Source organism: Plantibacter sp. MMLR14_011 (assembly GCF_001865025.1).
In the GTDB taxonomy this organism is placed as follows: Bacteria; Actinomycetota; Actinomycetes; order Actinomycetales; family Microbacteriaceae; genus Plantibacter; species Plantibacter flavus_A.
Window position 1 is genome coordinate 289,610 of the sequence record NZ_MJGW01000050.1, and the last position, 14,340, is coordinate 303,949.

Consider the following 14,340-nt stretch of genomic DNA (forward strand, 5'->3'; position numbering starts at 1 on the left):
ACGCTCGCGGCGTGAACGAAGACGAGACGCTCGTCCATGTGACGCACGACGCGCCGTGGCTTCCTCCGGGAGGCAGAGCCGAGGTGGTCCGCCGGACGACGCCACCCCGGCCCATGTCGGTCGTACGTTTGCTCCTCCGCGACTCCTCCCGGGTGTTCTGCGTGCCGCGGCAGGGCACAGGGCGGCTCGATCTGCCGATGCTCGAGGCTGCATCCGATGATGTCGACGGCAGGGCGGCCGTTCGTGAACTGTCGCAACGCGTCACTGGTGAGCACACGAGCATGCAGTTCATCGGCGCCGTGCGCAACGTGGTTGAGGCACCGGCCGACGGATACGACTGGCCGGCGCCAGTCGCCCACTTCGGCGTGTGGGCTTCGGACGCGACTCCGATGATTGACGGCACGTGGGTGCGGCTCGACGATGACGAGCATCAGCTGCGCGACCGACACTGGTACCCATTGGTGGGCTGATGCGCACGACGCAACTGCCGCAGCGTTCTGCTCCGCCGGGGTCACCCTGGCGGAACAGCTCGTCGGCGGATGATCAGGCCGGGATCCTGCACCGCCGACTGTCGGTGCGCTCGGTCAGGCTGACGGGATGATCGCTCTCATCTCCGCTCCGACGAACCTCGGGCTCCGCCCACCGGAGCGGGGGAGCGTGCCCGGCGCGGACAAAGCTCCGTCGGCTCTGCGGGAGGCCGGACTGTTCCGTCGGCTCGAAGCGGCCGGAGCCCGTGATGCGGGCGTTGTCCTGGCCGGGCGGTACCTCGACGACGACGACACCCGCCCGAGCGGCCACGTCCGCAACGAAGCGGGGATGGTCGATCATGCGCGACGCCTCGCCACGCGGCTGACGGAGGTCCTCGACGCCGGCGATGCACCGCTCGTCATCGGAGGCGACTGCAGTGTCCTGATCGGGATCGGTCTGGCGTTGTCGCGTCGAGGGCGGACGGGGCTGGTGCACGTCGACGGCCACACGGACTTCAGACATCCCGGCAACAGCGACGCGTGTGCGAGCGTCGCAGGGGAGGACCTGGCCGCCGCCGTCGGCCTGCACTGGCCGGCGATCGCGGACATCGACGGTCTCGGCCCGTACTTCGAACCGCGACGCGTCGTGCACATCGGGCATCGCGATGACGACGCGGAAGCAGCAGAGGCGCGCGAGACGCTCGGACTCGTCATCCCGGCGCGGCAGCTCATCGAACAGCCGCCCGGCGACGTGCGTGCCACGGTGCACGAGGTGGTGGGCCGCGGGTACTGGCTGCAGCTCGACGTCGACATCCTCGACGCGAGCATCATGCCCGCGGTGGACAGCCCCGATCCCGGAGGCTTGGACGCGCCGCAGTTGCGTGCGCTGTTGGCCAAACTCGCTCCTGGCACGGTCGGAGCATCAGTGACCGTCTTCGATCCAGACCTCGACCCCGACGGTCGCTACGCCCGGCTGCTGGCCGAGGTCCTCGCCGACGGGTTCAGCGAGCTCGGTTCGGCGATCGAGCACGTCCGACCGCTCAGCGCGGCGACCTGACCGGAACGAGGCAGTCGACCTCGCCCTCGCGCCGATAGTGCTCGATGTGGGGACGGCTCTCGTCGTGATCGGCGAGGTCGACCGAAGACGGCACAGCACGGCCCGACCCGGACTCGGCCGCACCGGTGTGCTCAGCGGTCGATCGAGGCCATGTTGGCGTCATCGTGGCGAGCACCGGCCGCAGGGCTGAGCGTGCTCAACCGCTCGACCTGCTCGGGGCTGAGCTGCACGGCATCGGCGGCCGTGTTCTCCTCGACCCGTGAGACCCGTCGTGTTCCGGGGATGGGCGCGATGTCGTCGCCGCGGGTCAGGATCCAGGCCAGCGCGGTCTGTGCCGGCGTGGCACCGATCTCAGCGCCGATGGCCCGGACCTCATCCACGATCGCCAGGTTGCGACCGAAGTTCTCGGGGGTGAACCGCGGGTTCGTCTTGCGCCAGTCGCCCTCGGGGATGTCGTCGGACGAACGCAGCTGCCCGGTGAGGAGGCCGTGGCCGAGCGGGGAGTACGGCACGAACCCGATCCCGAGCTCGCGGAGGAGAGGCAGGATGTCGGTCTCGACCTCTCGAGTCCACAGGGAGTACTCGGTCTGCAGCGCCGACACCGGCTGAACGGCGTGCGCACGGCGGATCGTTTCAGCAGAAGCCTCGCTGAGCCCGAAGTGCAGCACCTTGCCTTCGGCGATCAGCTCGGCGACGGCGCCCGCCGTCTCCTCGATGGGCGTGTGCTGGTCGACGCGGTGCTGGTAGTAGAGGTCGATGTGGTCGGTGCCGAGTCTTTGAAGCGACCCTTCGACGGCCGCTCGCACGTTCGCTGCCGAGCTGTCGGCGACACGACCCTGCTTGCCGGAATGGGACACGAGCCCGAACTTCGTGGCGAGCTGGACCTGATCGCGACGCCCCGCGATGGCTCGTCCGACGACCTCCTCGCTGTGGAACGGCCCGTAGACCTCAGCGGTGTCGATGTGCGTCACGCCGAGTTCGAGGGCGCGGTGGATGGTGCGGACGGATTCGTCGTCGTCGAGCCCGCCGCCGGTGGTGTAGGTGCCGGCCATCGTCATGGCGCCGAGGCCGATGCGGGAGACCTCGAGGGTTCCGAGACGTGCGTGCTGCATGCTGCTCCTTCTGTCGAGGGGGTGATGCTCCGAGTCAACCGCTCGGCGCTCGGGTGAGCGTGGCCCGGTCTACAGGTGCACCAGGAGGGCCCCTCTCACGGCGGTGAATCGGCGTACCGTCGATGCATGGACATCCACGACGACCTGAGCGAGTTCTTGACCTCGCGCCGGGCGAAGCTGACGCCGTCGCAGGCCGGGCTGCCCGACTACGGCGGTCGGCGCCGAGTGCCCGGGCTTCGCCGGGAGGAGGTCGCCCTGCTCGCAGGAATGAGCGCCGAGTACTACAAGCGGCTCGAGCGAGGAAACGCCACCGGGGTCTCGGAAGCCGTCGTCGACGGGGTCAGCCGCGCCCTGCAGCTCACCGAGGCGGAGCACTCGCACCTCGCCGGGCTCATCCGCACTGCGAACGCCGGAATCCGTCCGCAGCGGCGGCAGACCCGTATGACGACATTGACGGCCGGTATGCAACAGACCATCGATGCGATGTCCACGGTTCCCGTCTTCGTGCAGAACGGGCGGCTCGACGCCATCGCCACCAACACGCTCGGTCGGGCGCTGTTCTCTGAGATGTTCGACGACGTGAGCCCACCGGTGAACGCGGCGCGGTTCGTGTTCCTCGACCAGCGCTCCCAGACCTTCTACCAAGACTGGGAGGGCAACGCTCATCAGATCGTCGCGATCCTCCGCGCCGAAGCCGGCCGTTCACCCTACGACCGGGAACTCAGCGACCTCGTCGGCGAGCTGTCCACGCGAAGCGACCTGTTCCGCAAGCTCTGGGGTGCCCACGACGTCCGGGAGCACCGCGGTGGGTCCAAGAACGTCCACCATCCGATCGTCGGCGATCTCGCTCTCAACTACCAGAGCATGGACCTGGCCTCAGATCGTGGCCTGCAGATGCTCGTCTTCTCCGCCGAGCCCGGATCCGCTTCCGCCGACCGCATGCAACTCCTCGCCAACTGGGCGGAGTCGGGGCGTGTCGCGTTCGAGCGACGGCCCAGCCGCTGATCGGTCGATCGCCGGGCGTTGCGACGGCCGGACTCGGCCATCACACGAACGGCGCACCCGAGATGACCTGGGTGCGCCGCACGTCTCCGACGGTGGTTCCCTTACTGCTCGATGAAGGCGAGGAGGTCGGGGTTGATGATGTCGGCGTGGGTGGTCAGCATGCCGTGCGGGAAGCCCTCGTAGACCTTGAGGGTCGCGTTGCTGAGGAGCTCGGCCTGCTTGATGACCGCGTCCTTGTACGGCACGACCTGGTCGTCGTCGCCCTGCATGCAGAGGACCGGCACGGAGATCGCCTTGAGGTCCTCGGTCTGGTCGGTCTCGGAGAACGCCTTGATGCCCTCGTAGTGCGCCACGGCGCTGCCGGTCATGCCCTGACGCCACCAGTTGTCGATCACGGGCTGCGACACGGTGACACCATCGCGGTTGAATCCGTAGAACGGACCCGAAGCCACGGCCTGGAAGAACTCCGCCCGGTTCGCAGCGAGCGCGCTCCGGAAGCCGTCGAAGACCGAGATGGGTGTCCCTTCGGGGTTGGCGTCGGTCTGCACCATCAGCGGAGGCACGGACGAGACCAGGACTGCCTTGGCCACACGGCCCTGCGGCTCGCCGTACTTGGCGACGTACCGCGCGACCTGACCGCCACCCGTCGAGTGCCCGATGTGGACGACTTTGCGCAGGTCGAGGTGTTCGACGACCGCCGACACGTCGCTGGCGTAGTGGTCCATGTCGTGGCCTGAGCCGATCTCCGAGGACCGCCCGTGTCCACGTCGATCGCTGGCCACGACGCGGTACCCCTTCGACAGGAAGAAGAGCACCTGCGCGTCCCAGTCGTCCGACGATAGCGGCCAACCGTGGTGGAACATGATGGGCTGCGCCGCCGGGTCGCCCAGATCCTTGTAGTAGATTTCCGTGCCGTCGTCCGTTGTCACGAATGGCATGACTGACCTCCAAGCTCATGTCGAGCCAAGCCGTGCTCGGAACGACTCTCGCGAATTCCGCTTCCACGGAATGTGGGAGCGCGACCACGGTAACGCGACGCGACGGCGGTTTCGCTGGTCTGTCGAAAGTCCCGACACCTGTCCAAACCGGTTGCCGCAGACGTCCAGGTCCGGGCTGCCGAGAGTGCTCGTTCTGCTCGCTGGTGGTGCTCGGACGAGCAGAACGGGCACTCTCGGTGGACGGGTCGTTCACCCGCGATCGGCGAGCCACGTGCTGATCGCCGCGGGGAGCTGCGTGGCGTCCTCGACGGCGGTGTCGGGCACGATCGGAACGCCGTAGCGCTTGCCGGTACGGTCTGCGTCGACGGCCACGGTCAGATTGACGACCGCGCCGTCGTAGAGGCGGACCGGCTGATTCGCCGTACTGAAGCCGTAGCTCGGCTGTCCGAACACGTGCACGTTCGACTGCCCGATGAAGGCGATCGCGACCGCCTCCGCGGAGCTACCGGTCATCCCGTTGATGACCACGGCGATCGGCCCGTGCACCTTCGGCTGCGGTGTCGTCGCCGCACCCTGTCGTGTGCCGTCGGAGGAGACGGTCCCGCCGTCCACGGATACCACCGTGGACCCGTCGACGGACTCGAAGGTCTCGACGGTCCCGTCATCGAGCAGCGGTGCCACGGCGGCCAGCATGGGCCACACGTTGCCGCCGTGGTTGTCCCGCAGGTCGACCACCCACGCCGACGTGTCGGGTGCGGCGGCGGTGATCGCCTCGACGGCCGTATCGATGTACCGCTGGCCGAAGGAGTCCGTTCCGGAGCCGCCACCGATGAGCGTCGGGAGGCGGATGGTCGTCACGCCGTCAGCGCTCGTGACGGTGGGCAGTTCGTTCTCCGCCTTCGATCCCGACGACGGGCCGAACAGTTCGGCCGCGCTCGCAGGATCGTCGAAGGTGGTGTGGGGGCCGCCCAGCTCGGCCGCCGCCTTGGTGAGCGGCCCGTAGGTGTCGGCGTAGTCGGACGCGTCCGCGACGGAGGCCAGAGCCCGCTCCCGCACCTGCGTGTAGCGGTCCGGTGTCGCGTCGATCCCCTGCCGCATCGCATCCAGTGCGACCTCGGCGTACGTCTGGGGCGACGGCGGGACGAGGTAGATCCCGTACGACCGCAGGAGCGGCGCGGCGACGACGGCGCCGACCACCAGGGCGAGGAATGATGCCGTGACGACGGTCGCGATGAGGCCACGGCGACGCCGACGACGTCGCCGGTCCATGGGGGACGGTGATGGAGATGACGAGCGACTGCGGGTGTTGCCGGGCATGACTCCAGGCTACGGATCGTCAACGGTCGAGTCGTCAGCCCGCAGGACGATCCCACCCGCGGAGCATCATCAGCGGACGGGACGTGGCCGATGGATTCCGCACCGAGGTGGCAGGATGCGGTCATGAGAAGTCACCACGTGAGCCGGGTCATCGGCGCTTCGCCGGAAGCCGTCTACGAGTACGCGTCGGACGTCGACAACCTCCCGCGGTGGGCGGCCGGTCTCGCGCAGGCCGAGGTGGTCCGTGAGGGTGACTCGCTGTTCGTCGAGTCGCCGATGGGTCGGGTGGAGGTCCGGTTCGTCGAGCGCAACCGCTTCGGCGTCCTCGACCACGACGTCACCCTGCCGTCGGGGACCGTCGTGACCAACCCGGTCCGCGTGTTGGCCCATCCGGAGGGTGCCGAGGTGGTCTTCACGGTCCGACAGATCGAGCTGGACGACGACGCGTTCGCGCGTGACGTCGCGATGGTTGCGGCGGACCTCGAGCGCCTCGATCGTCGGCTCACCGGGCATGAGTGATCGGCACCCGTTTGACCTGGCCGCGGTCTCGTCGGTTGGTGCGCCGTCGCTCCGGATCTCGCGATAGCGTCCTCCCATGGACTCGCTCGTGCAGCAACGGCTCGCCTTCGAACGTGAGCGCACCGTCGGCTGGGTGATGATCACGGTCGGTCTGCTCTTCGTGGTCGGCTCCGTCTGGTTCGCAGCCGCAGGCGCCCCGCTCAGCTGGGCGATGGCGGTGATCTGGACCGTCTGGGCGTGCTTCGGCATCCGGCGGGTAGTGGCTTCGCGTCGGACGCAGCAGGCGTTCGAGCGGGAACACGGCGCTACCGCCGGCATTCGTCGATGAAGCAGGGCGTCGCCGTCCAGCTCACCGGTGGGCCGGTGTTCGGGCTTGAGGGGGCGTCTCCTCCTCTCGACATCGCCGAGCTCCCCGACCTCGATCCGGACTTCGATTACGACGACGCGTTGGTCGCGGAGGCGGCGAGCGTCGCGCTCACCGCCTTCGAGCAGTAGCCGAGGCCTGCCGCTAGGGGATCAGCCGCTGCTCCCGCAGGTCCTGGAAGATGCGGAGGAACATCGCCTCGGTCTCGACGTACTCGTGGAACCCGGCCCGGCGCGACTTCGACGTGTCGGCGATGACGTCGTAGTCCCACGCGAAGACGAAGTCACCGAACGCCCACGACGACACCTCGGCGTAGCTGGTGGGCGCGAGGCCGTGCCGCTCGACCATCGCGTTCCACAGGGCTTCCTTGTCGGCCATCACCTCGGAGAGGCTCATCTCGAGTGGCGGCGCGACGTCGAGGTCGAAGAAGGCGGCGATCTTCGGCCACATCGACGACCACCGGAACAGGTCGCCGTTCGTGATGTTGAACGCCTCGTTGCGGGCGTGCTCCGTGGTCGCCGCCCACACCGTGGCCTTCGCGAGGAGGTCGGCGTCCGTCATCTCGATGAGGCTCGTGTACGCGCCGGGCTTGCCGGGGAACCGCAGCGGGATGCCGAGCTCCTTGCTCATGGACGCGTAGACGGCGATGACCATCGCCAGGTTCATCGGGTTGCCCAGGCCGATCCCGGCGACGACCGACGGCCGCAACGCCGACCATGACCAGCTGGCCCCGACCCGGCGGCGCTCGAGGAACTGCTGCTGATCGACGTTGAACTCCGGCGGCATGTGCGGCGGGTCGGACTCCTTCGCGGGTGTCGCGAAGGGCCCCAGATGTGCGCCGTAGACCTTGTAGCCCTGCATCAGACTGATGTGTTCGAGGCCCGGCGCGACGGGTTCGACGGCGTCGACGACGTTGGTGAGCATCGCGAGGTTCGGCGCGACGAGCTCGGCCCAGTTGGGGCGATCCTGGTACGCGGCGTAGAACAGGTGCGTCACCTCCGACAGTCCGCGCAACCGGTGGATGGTCGCGTCGCGGTCGAGCAGGTCCACCGCGAGGTGCCTGACGGATCCCCGGTCGGTGCCGCCGCGGCGGGACAACCCGACCACGTCCCAGCCGAGCCCCTCGAGGTGGGTGATCAGGTTCCCGCCGATCACCCCGCGGGCGCCGACCACCAGTGCTGTGTGCTGCGTCATGACATCTCCATCGTTAGATCGCGATTTACCGATCCACAGTGTTGCACAACATCGTGGAATCGCGATATTGCGATATGGTCGACGTATGACGAACGCTGACGAGTTGGACCTGGTGGCGATCTTCAAGGCGCTCGGCCATCCGACTCGCCTCGCGATCCTGGGGTGGTTGAAGGATCCGGAGTCGTTCCCGCCGCAGGATCAGCCGGCGGCCGAGGTAGGCGTGTGCCTCAAGCACATCCAGGCGAGGGCCGAGGTGTCGCAGTCGACCGCCTCGCAGTTCATGGCCACGCTCCAGCGCGCCGGCCTCGTGACGTGCACCCGGATCGGCCAGTGGTCGCACTACCAGCGCGACGAGGCTGCGATCGAAGCGCTCGGTCGGCAGGTGTCGCTCGCCGTCTAGACCTGCGCGGCGAGCTGGACGCCGGAGGAACTGAGGGACGTCGACCAAATAGTTTCGCTTCAGGCAACGATCTGATAGTTTCTTCAGACGCAACGACTGGAGGTCCATCATGAACCACGACGACGCGCAGGATCGTTTGAACGCCGCACGAGACGCCTCCCGCAGCGCTGCCCGGCAGGGAGCCCTCGGCACGGCGGTCATCACCGCGGTGCTCATCATCGCTCTCGGGGTGGTCGTCGACCTCGACATGCTGTGGCTCCTCGGCCTGGTCGCCATGGGATTCGTGGCGTTGTCCGTCAGTCGACCGCTCAAGCTGCGCCTCGACTGGTCGGATCGCGTCGGCACCCTGCTCCTCACGATGAGTGGTGTCGCCGTCGCGGCCGTGTACGTCCTCGTCCAGTGGGCCGCGCGGTCCGCAGACCTCGTGGCCCCGAACACCGTCTCGGCGCTCGCCGCAGCCGTGTTGGTCTTCGCAGCCTGCTTGCCGGCGCTCATTCGCCTCGCGTCCGGCGGTCCATCCGTCGGCGGGCGGCCGCGGACCGGCGATGCGTGATGACGATGCGGCGACCGAGGCCGCCGTCACCCGTCCCGCGCTGAACCCGCTCTTCCACGAGCCCGCACGCCTCGCGCTACTGTCCGCGCTCGCTCCCGCCGAGTACGCCGACTTCGCCTCGCTCCTGCGCATCACCGGTGTCAGCAAGTCGGCCCTCTCGAAGCACCTCTCGGCGCTCGCAGACTCCGGGGTGATCGAGATCGGGAAGAGTGACACGGACCGCCGTGGCCGCCGCATCGCCCTCACGGCGCAAGGGCGAGCTGCCTTCGAGGCCTACCTCGACGCCCTGACCGCGATCGTGCAGCACGCCCGAGGGTGATTGACCTGGACGGTCGACGACCAGCGCCCGTGCCGGTCAGAGTCCGCGCGACACCGCGGCAGCCGCTGCGAGCCACGCCCGCTGCGTGCTCGACCTGAGGGCGTCGTGTCGGATGACGCCGTTCTTCAACGCGGGATCGAAGGGCACGACGACGACGTCGCGCACGTAGGGGCGGAAGTCCTCGGCGTAGGCGTTTGCGATCGAGGTGTCCTTGGCCTCGGCCTCGGAGACGATGACGACGGCGTTGCGAGCGAGTTCGGCACCGCGCTCGCTCACCCGGCTGACGGCGGTGAGGGTGAGTCGCGCGCCCTCCTTCTTGTCCTCGACGGTCGTGGTCGGGATGACGAGCTGATCGGTCAGCTCCACCATGCGCCGCCAGTTGGGTGCTCCGGCCGAGTTACCGGAGTCCATGACGATCAGGCGGTAGTACTTCGCGAGGACGCGATGGACGAGGTCGACCTCGTCGGCGGTCACCACGTGCTCGCCCTCGGCCGCGGATCGCAGGACCTCGTACTTGTCGCCGGGCTGGTGGTGGACGAACCGCGACAGGTCGGCTCGCTCGGCGCCGGGGGAGAGGAGGTCGCCCGCCGCGGCGAGCAGGTCGAGGACGGTCGAATCGTGGCCGCCCTGCTCGGTCCGCCAGCCGAGCGTGCCCATGGTCTCGTTGTTGTCCCAGGCTGCGACACCGCCACCGCCGTACCGGGCGAAGACGGAAGACAGGTTGACGACGGTCGGCGTCTTGTTGGCGCCGCCCTTCTGATTCGCGACGGAGATGGTGCGACGCCTCGGGAAGTGGCGTGACACGGCGTGGACGTCGTCACGCTCGGCCCGCTCGGTCGCCGACGGCGGCACCGAGAAGCCGAGCTTGTTGAGCAGGCCGGCGAGCCCGTGCTGCGCCGGGCCGATCGTGGGCGGCGCGAGGAACGAGGGTGCATCGCGCAGATCGCGGCGAGCCGGGGCGGCCGGCTGGCCGGGAGCCTGCTGCTGCGGAACCGGGGGCTGCTGCTGCGCGGGCGCGGACGGCGGCGCCTGCACCGACTGCTGTGCCGGGACCGCGCGCTGCGCGGGTACGGGCGCCTGCTGCGCGTTCGGCTGGTTCGAGATCGGCTGGAACGGCGGTGGGTCGAACGCGGGTTGCTGCACGGTCGGGCGCTGTGGCGGGACGGGCTGCGGCGTCGTGGTCGACTGCGGGTTGCCGGAGACCGGCGGCGCGGGCTGCGCCGAAACCGGCGCAGGTGTCGACGGCTGGGCGGGTGCGGCGCGGGGCGGTGTCTGCGGTTGAACAGGGGTCGGGCGTGCGGGTGTCGGCTGGGAGGGCGTGGGCGGTGGCGCCTGGATGAGCGGCACTCGTTGCGCGGCTGCGGGCGGTGGCGTGGCCCGCTGCGCGGTGCGCGCGGGCGCTGCTGACTGCGGTTCCTCCTGCAGTTCGCCGTCGACACCGATGAGGAGCACGGTGACGCTCGTCGGGTCGGTCACCGTCACACGGATCGGTCGACCCGCCTTCCGGGCCTCCGCCTGCATCAGTTCGACGAGCTGGCGGCGGGCCGTTCCCGCGTCGGTGGCGGTCAGGTACTGCTCGGCGGTGCCGACGCGGAACACGCCGGAATTGTCCGCCAGCAGCGATGCCGTCATCGGCGGGAAGTCCTGTATCGAGGCCTTGTCGATCATGCTCTCACTCCTTCGCGGCGGGGGTGAACCCGTCCCCACTATGCCTTAGTACGGCGCATGTCGGATTTCCGGGCCCGGCCTTGACGCCTCGCCGAGGGTGCTCGTTCTGCGCTCTCAGGCGGCCTCAGCGAGCGGAATGAGCACTTTCGACGAGCCCCCGAAGCCGCTGGACCCGAGCGATGAATGATGCGCGGTCGACGAAGAGGTCGTGCGCAGTGACGCGGACGACCCGCCACCCGGCCGCCTCGAACCGCTCCCTGCGAACGATGTCGGTTCGAAATCGCTGCTGGTCGGTTCGGTGCAGGTCGCCTTCGTATTCATACGCGATGCGGAGGCGCGGTTCGGCGAGATCCGGATGGAGTACCGCAGTGCCTCCGTCCACCTGCACGGGTGGATTGACGCTCGGCTCGGGGATGCCCGCGTCGATGAGCGCGAGTCGTAAGTGTGTCTCGGGACGGGAGTCGACGCCGATACGGACGAGTGGCAGGGCAGCGCGGAGAAGCCGAGCCGACCGACGGGAGCCGTAGGCGGTTACAGCAGCAGTGAGCTCGTCGATCGTCGTGTGTATGTCGACACGCGAGCCGCCTCGAGATCGCGACCCCGATACGAGGAAGTCGCCGACAGCGACGAGGTCGGGCAGCTCGAGCATCGTCGCCAGGAGCGCGAACGTGTCGGCCGGGGCGGTGAGGGTGAAGCCTCGGACCTGTGTCGTGCGGGTCGCCTCGGCAAGCCGGTGACCGACGACGCCTCGGCCACGCGCAGGTTGCACTCCGTGGAGCGCGCCGATGTGGAGGTCCGTGGCGTGCGTGCAGGAGTTCGGGAGCGGGGCGCCGAGGAGCGCCGCCGCAGTGAGATGGCTGAAGACCCACCCTGGTCGGAGCCGAGGGGCGAACGCCGCGCAGCGCCCGAAGACACTCTCCAGGTCGACGTCGACCGAGCGCACGCCCCAGAACGGTGCCTCGAGATCACTGCCGCGCAGTCTCCCGTTCGTCTCACCGTGCAGCGCGCGGTCGCCGACCGCGAACGCCGTGCCGCGGAGCCGTGGCGGGAGTGGGCGATGGCGGGACATCGACCCATCCTCCCGATCGCGCGCCGACGCTCGCTGTCGCTCTCCACAGAGTGCTCACCGAGAGTGCGCGTTCAGTTGTCTGAGATCGGTTTAGGGAGCGGATTGCGCACTCTCGGTGGATCCGTGGCCCGCGAGGCCGACGTACATCGAGCGGTGGAGCTCTGCGACGTGGTCGAAGGCCAGGCGGCTCGCGGCTGCCGCATCGCCGACGCGGAGCGCCTCGACGAGCTGAGCGTGCTCCTCGTTCGACGCGCGCAGGTACTCGATCCGATAGGGGATGAAGTAGGAGTACAGCTCACGGGACACGCGGTCATGGAGGTCGGCCGCGCCCGGCACGCCCGCCGACATCGCCAGCTCGGCGTGGAACGCCGCATCCGCCTCGCGGAACCGGCTCCAGTCCGGCTCGGTCCGCATGGTCGCCACGAGGTCGTCGAGTCGACGCAGGGAGGACGCCACCGGTGCAGAGGCAGCCCGCGCCGCCAGCCCGGCTTCGAGCGTCGCGCGCTGGTCGATGAGCGCGTGCACGTGGACGGCGTCCTCGCGGTAGGCGGCGATCTCGGGAACGGTGCCCACCGCGGGTGCATCCGAGATGAACGTGCCACCCGTGTTGCCCTGCCGCCGCACGACGACGCCCTCGTCGCTCAGCGCCCGATAGGCACGCCGCACCGACATCTCGCTGACCCCGAACGCACGGGCCGCTTCCTCTGGTGCCGGGAGCCGTTGGCCGGGCACCAGCATCCCGAGCTCCAGCGCCAGCGAGATGCGCGCGCGGACGGTGTCGACGGCCGTCGTGCGTCGAATGGCTCCGAGCGAGGGCGAACCCAGATCCATGGCACCCCCGTCTCGTCGCTGATCGACTCCGCGACCCTGGCTCAGCCGGCCGTCGGCTGGTCGGCGGTCGCCTCGCTCACCGCGCCGTCCGGCTCGGCGTCCAGCGGGAACCGCTTCCCCGCCACGATACCGATCAGCATGGCGACCACGGGGATGAGGGCGAGCACGACACTCACGGTGACGCTTCCGCCGGTGACGAGCGTGAAGTTCGACAGCACCAGCCACAGCGCGAAAGCGAGTCCCACCACCGCGAGCATCGGGAACACCCGCGCACCCCAGGTGCGGCCGGCGACGAGCTCGGGTCGGCGCGCGAAGAACACGAGGACGGCGATCGAGGTCGTCAGCATGAGCAGGACCATCCCGACGGTCGCCACCCCGGCCATGGATCCGAAGACCCCGACGAGCGGGTCGAGGCCGGCGAGGGCGAGCGCGGCGAGGACGATGGCCGCCGTCACCGTCTGCACGATGGAGGAGGTCGACGGGGAGTGGTGTGCGGGGTGACGCCTGCCGAGGCGGGCGGGCAGCACCGACTTCTGCGCCAGCGTGAACTGGTAACGCGCGATGACGTTGTGGAAGGACAGCACGCACGCGAACAGGCTCGTGATGAGCAGCACCTGGACGACATCACGCATGATCGGGCCGAGGTAGGTCGTCGTCGTGTCGAGCAGGAGGTTGCCCTCGCCGGCGAGCGTCTGCTGGGCGACAGCGACGGCGTTCCCAGCGCCGACGCCCGTCACGAGCGCCCAGCAGGAGATGGCGTAGAACACGCCGATGATGACGACGGCCAGGTACGTGGCTCGCGGGATGGTGCGTTCCGGGTTGCGCGCCTCGTCCCGGAAGACCGCGGTCGCCTCGAACCCGATGAAGCCGGTGAGGGCGAAGAGCACGGCGACGCCGATCCCACCGGTAAGGATGTTGGCCGGATCGAAGGTCTCGACCGCGATGCCGTCCGCGCCGCCCGTCGCGAAGATGACGACGTCGAGCACGACGACCACGAGGATCTCGAGCGTCAGCGCGATGCCCAGCACCTTCGCGCTCAGGTCGATGTGCCGGTATCCGAGCACCGCGACGATCGCCATCGTCGCGAAGGAGTACAGCCACCAGGGCAGGCTCGGGCCGCCGAAGTACGTGACGAGGTCGTCGAGCGCCCACCCCATGTAGCCGTACACGCCGACTTGGATCGCCGTGTAGGCGACGAGCGCGGTGAAGGCGGAACCGAGGCCGAGACGCGAGCCGAGTCCCGCCGTCACGTAGGAGAAGAACGCGCCGGCTTCGCGGACGAACGGCGTCATGGTGACGAAGCCGACGGAGAAGACGAGGAGGATCACGGCGGCGAGGGCGAAGCCGATCGGCGCTCCGGCGCCGTTGCCGGTCCCGATCGCGATGGGGACGTTGCCGCCGATCACGGTGAGTGGTGCTGCGGCGGCGATCACCATGAAGACGATGGAGCCGGTACCGAGTTGGCCGTCGAGGCGCTGGCGCGGCTCGGCGATGGGGTTCACGGTCATGAGGTCACTTTCCGGGGGA

General features: G+C 69.1%; 17 protein-coding genes. 9 read left to right on the forward strand and 8 right to left on the reverse strand.

Translation table 11 applies throughout. From position 1 onward, the window contains the following. The first annotated feature begins 11 nt into the window (after positions 1-11). Together BIU99_RS15745 and BIU99_RS15750 are read left to right on the forward strand one after the other, a co-directional pair. Positions 12-470: a hypothetical protein gene (locus BIU99_RS15745; protein ID WP_071262108.1), complete on the forward strand. Its 459-nt coding sequence runs from the start codon at positions 12-14 to the stop codon at positions 468-470. 127 nt (positions 471-597) lie between these two features. Then, positions 598-1,524, forward strand: coding sequence for an arginase family protein (locus tag BIU99_RS15750; RefSeq protein WP_083397413.1), 927 nt, complete (start codon positions 598-600; stop codon positions 1,522-1,524). Between the two features lie 131 nt (positions 1,525-1,655). Here the strand turns inward: BIU99_RS15750 and BIU99_RS15755 are convergent, their stop codons facing one another. Further along, entirely contained in the window at positions 1,656-2,636 is a 981-nt protein-coding gene (locus BIU99_RS15755; protein WP_071262109.1) for an aldo/keto reductase, read from the reverse strand. A gap of 126 nt (positions 2,637-2,762) precedes the next feature. On the opposite strand from BIU99_RS15755, the gene BIU99_RS15760 reads away from it, so the two are divergent. Continuing rightward, positions 2,763-3,641, forward strand: a complete 879-nt coding sequence (locus BIU99_RS15760; protein WP_071262111.1) for a helix-turn-helix transcriptional regulator — start codon at positions 2,763-2,765, stop codon at positions 3,639-3,641. A gap of 101 nt (positions 3,642-3,742) precedes the next feature. On the opposite strand, the gene BIU99_RS15765 is transcribed toward BIU99_RS15760, so the two are convergent. Together BIU99_RS15765 and BIU99_RS15770 are read right to left on the reverse strand one after the other, a co-directional pair. Then, positions 3,743-4,579 carry an alpha/beta fold hydrolase gene (locus tag BIU99_RS15765; RefSeq protein WP_071262113.1) on the reverse strand — a complete coding sequence of 279 codons (837 nt, stop codon included), beginning with the start codon at positions 4,577-4,579 and terminating at the stop codon, positions 3,743-3,745. A gap of 249 nt (positions 4,580-4,828) precedes the next feature. Further along, on the reverse strand, positions 4,829-5,896 hold the full coding sequence (locus BIU99_RS15770) for a S41 family peptidase (protein ID WP_083397414.1): 1,068 nt from the start codon (positions 5,894-5,896) through the stop codon (positions 4,829-4,831). 123 nt (positions 5,897-6,019) lie between these two features. On the opposite strand from BIU99_RS15770, the gene BIU99_RS15775 reads away from it, so the two are divergent. The 3 genes from BIU99_RS15775 (at position 6,020) to BIU99_RS20050 (ending at position 6,910) form a co-directional block, all read left to right on the forward strand. Continuing rightward, positions 6,020-6,415, forward strand: coding sequence for an SRPBCC family protein (locus BIU99_RS15775; protein WP_175484419.1), 396 nt, complete (start codon positions 6,020-6,022; stop codon positions 6,413-6,415). Positions 6,416-6,491: 76 nt separating this feature from the next. Beyond that, entirely contained in the window at positions 6,492-6,743 is a 252-nt protein-coding gene (locus BIU99_RS15780) for a hypothetical protein (protein WP_071262118.1), read from the forward strand. Then, positions 6,740-6,910, forward strand: a complete 171-nt coding sequence (locus BIU99_RS20050) for a hypothetical protein (protein WP_175484420.1) — start codon at positions 6,740-6,742, stop codon at positions 6,908-6,910. The genes BIU99_RS15780 and BIU99_RS20050 overlap by 4 nt, the downstream gene beginning before the upstream one ends. A 13-nt stretch (positions 6,911-6,923) precedes the next feature. Here BIU99_RS20050 and BIU99_RS15785 read toward each other — a convergent pair whose 3' ends face one another. Next, positions 6,924-7,973, reverse strand: coding sequence for an SDR family oxidoreductase (locus BIU99_RS15785; protein ID WP_071262120.1), 1,050 nt, complete (start codon positions 7,971-7,973; stop codon positions 6,924-6,926). An 85-nt stretch (positions 7,974-8,058) separates the two neighbouring features. Here BIU99_RS15785 and BIU99_RS15790 point away from each other — a divergent pair, with 85 nt between their 5' ends. The 3 genes from BIU99_RS15790 (at position 8,059) to BIU99_RS15800 (ending at position 9,245) form a co-directional block, all read left to right on the forward strand. Further along, the gene (locus BIU99_RS15790) at positions 8,059-8,373 is read left to right on the forward strand and encodes a helix-turn-helix transcriptional regulator (protein ID WP_071262121.1); all 315 of its coding nucleotides are present in this window, start codon (positions 8,059-8,061) and stop codon (positions 8,371-8,373) included. Between the two features lie 109 nt (positions 8,374-8,482). Then, positions 8,483-8,926, forward strand: coding sequence for a hypothetical protein (locus tag BIU99_RS15795; protein WP_071262123.1), 444 nt, complete (start codon positions 8,483-8,485; stop codon positions 8,924-8,926). After that, positions 8,919-9,245, forward strand: coding sequence for a transcriptional regulator (locus BIU99_RS15800; RefSeq protein ID WP_071262124.1), 327 nt, complete (start codon positions 8,919-8,921; stop codon positions 9,243-9,245). Before BIU99_RS15795 ends, BIU99_RS15800 begins: the two co-directional genes overlap by 8 nt. Before the next feature lie 36 nt (positions 9,246-9,281). Here BIU99_RS15800 and BIU99_RS15805 read toward each other — a convergent pair whose 3' ends face one another. From BIU99_RS15805 to BIU99_RS15820, 4 genes are all read right to left on the reverse strand, one after another. After that, positions 9,282-10,913 carry a hypothetical protein gene (locus BIU99_RS15805; protein ID WP_071262126.1) on the reverse strand — a complete coding sequence of 544 codons (1,632 nt, stop codon included), beginning with the start codon at positions 10,911-10,913 and terminating at the stop codon, positions 9,282-9,284. Between the two features lie 124 nt (positions 10,914-11,037). After that, complete coding sequence (locus BIU99_RS15810) at positions 11,038-11,982, reverse strand: hypothetical protein (RefSeq protein ID WP_071262128.1); 945 nt, start codon at positions 11,980-11,982, stop codon at positions 11,038-11,040. Positions 11,983-12,072: 90 nt separating this feature from the next. Then, positions 12,073-12,813, reverse strand: coding sequence for a FadR/GntR family transcriptional regulator (locus tag BIU99_RS15815; protein ID WP_071262129.1), 741 nt, complete (start codon positions 12,811-12,813; stop codon positions 12,073-12,075). A gap of 41 nt (positions 12,814-12,854) precedes the next feature. Beyond that, complete coding sequence (locus BIU99_RS15820) at positions 12,855-14,321, reverse strand: APC family permease (RefSeq protein WP_071262131.1); 1,467 nt, start codon at positions 14,319-14,321, stop codon at positions 12,855-12,857. Positions 14,322-14,340 lie beyond the last annotated feature (19 nt).

Excerpts from the sequence above, each read along its gene's own strand:
- BIU99_RS15750 (WP_083397413.1), top strand. The coding sequence starts at position 598 with ATGATCGCTCTCATCTCCGCTCCGACGAACCTCGGGCTCCGCCCACCG.
- BIU99_RS15755 (WP_071262109.1), bottom strand. The coding sequence starts at position 2,636 with ATGCAGCACGCACGTCTCGGAACCCTCGAGGTCTCCCGCATCGGCCTC.
- BIU99_RS15760 (WP_071262111.1), top strand. The coding sequence starts at position 2,763 with ATGGACATCCACGACGACCTGAGCGAGTTCTTGACCTCGCGCCGGGCG.
- BIU99_RS15765 (WP_071262113.1), bottom strand. The coding sequence starts at position 4,579 with ATGCCATTCGTGACAACGGACGACGGCACGGAAATCTACTACAAGGAT.
- BIU99_RS15770 (WP_083397414.1), bottom strand. The coding sequence starts at position 5,896 with ATGCCCGGCAACACCCGCAGTCGCTCGTCATCTCCATCACCGTCCCCC.
- BIU99_RS15775 (WP_175484419.1), top strand. The coding sequence starts at position 6,020 with ATGAGAAGTCACCACGTGAGCCGGGTCATCGGCGCTTCGCCGGAAGCC.
- BIU99_RS15780 (WP_071262118.1), top strand. The coding sequence starts at position 6,492 with ATGGACTCGCTCGTGCAGCAACGGCTCGCCTTCGAACGTGAGCGCACC.
- BIU99_RS20050 (WP_175484420.1), top strand. The coding sequence starts at position 6,740 with ATGAAGCAGGGCGTCGCCGTCCAGCTCACCGGTGGGCCGGTGTTCGGG.
- BIU99_RS15785 (WP_071262120.1), bottom strand. The coding sequence starts at position 7,973 with ATGACGCAGCACACAGCACTGGTGGTCGGCGCCCGCGGGGTGATCGGC.
- BIU99_RS15790 (WP_071262121.1), top strand. The coding sequence starts at position 8,059 with ATGACGAACGCTGACGAGTTGGACCTGGTGGCGATCTTCAAGGCGCTC.
- BIU99_RS15795 (WP_071262123.1), top strand. The coding sequence starts at position 8,483 with ATGAACCACGACGACGCGCAGGATCGTTTGAACGCCGCACGAGACGCC.
- BIU99_RS15800 (WP_071262124.1), top strand. The coding sequence starts at position 8,919 with ATGCGTGATGACGATGCGGCGACCGAGGCCGCCGTCACCCGTCCCGCG.
- BIU99_RS15805 (WP_071262126.1), bottom strand. The coding sequence starts at position 10,913 with ATGATCGACAAGGCCTCGATACAGGACTTCCCGCCGATGACGGCATCG.
- BIU99_RS15810 (WP_071262128.1), bottom strand. The coding sequence starts at position 11,982 with ATGTCCCGCCATCGCCCACTCCCGCCACGGCTCCGCGGCACGGCGTTC.
- BIU99_RS15815 (WP_071262129.1), bottom strand. The coding sequence starts at position 12,813 with ATGGATCTGGGTTCGCCCTCGCTCGGAGCCATTCGACGCACGACGGCC.
- BIU99_RS15820 (WP_071262131.1), bottom strand. The coding sequence starts at position 14,321 with ATGACCGTGAACCCCATCGCCGAGCCGCGCCAGCGCCTCGACGGCCAA.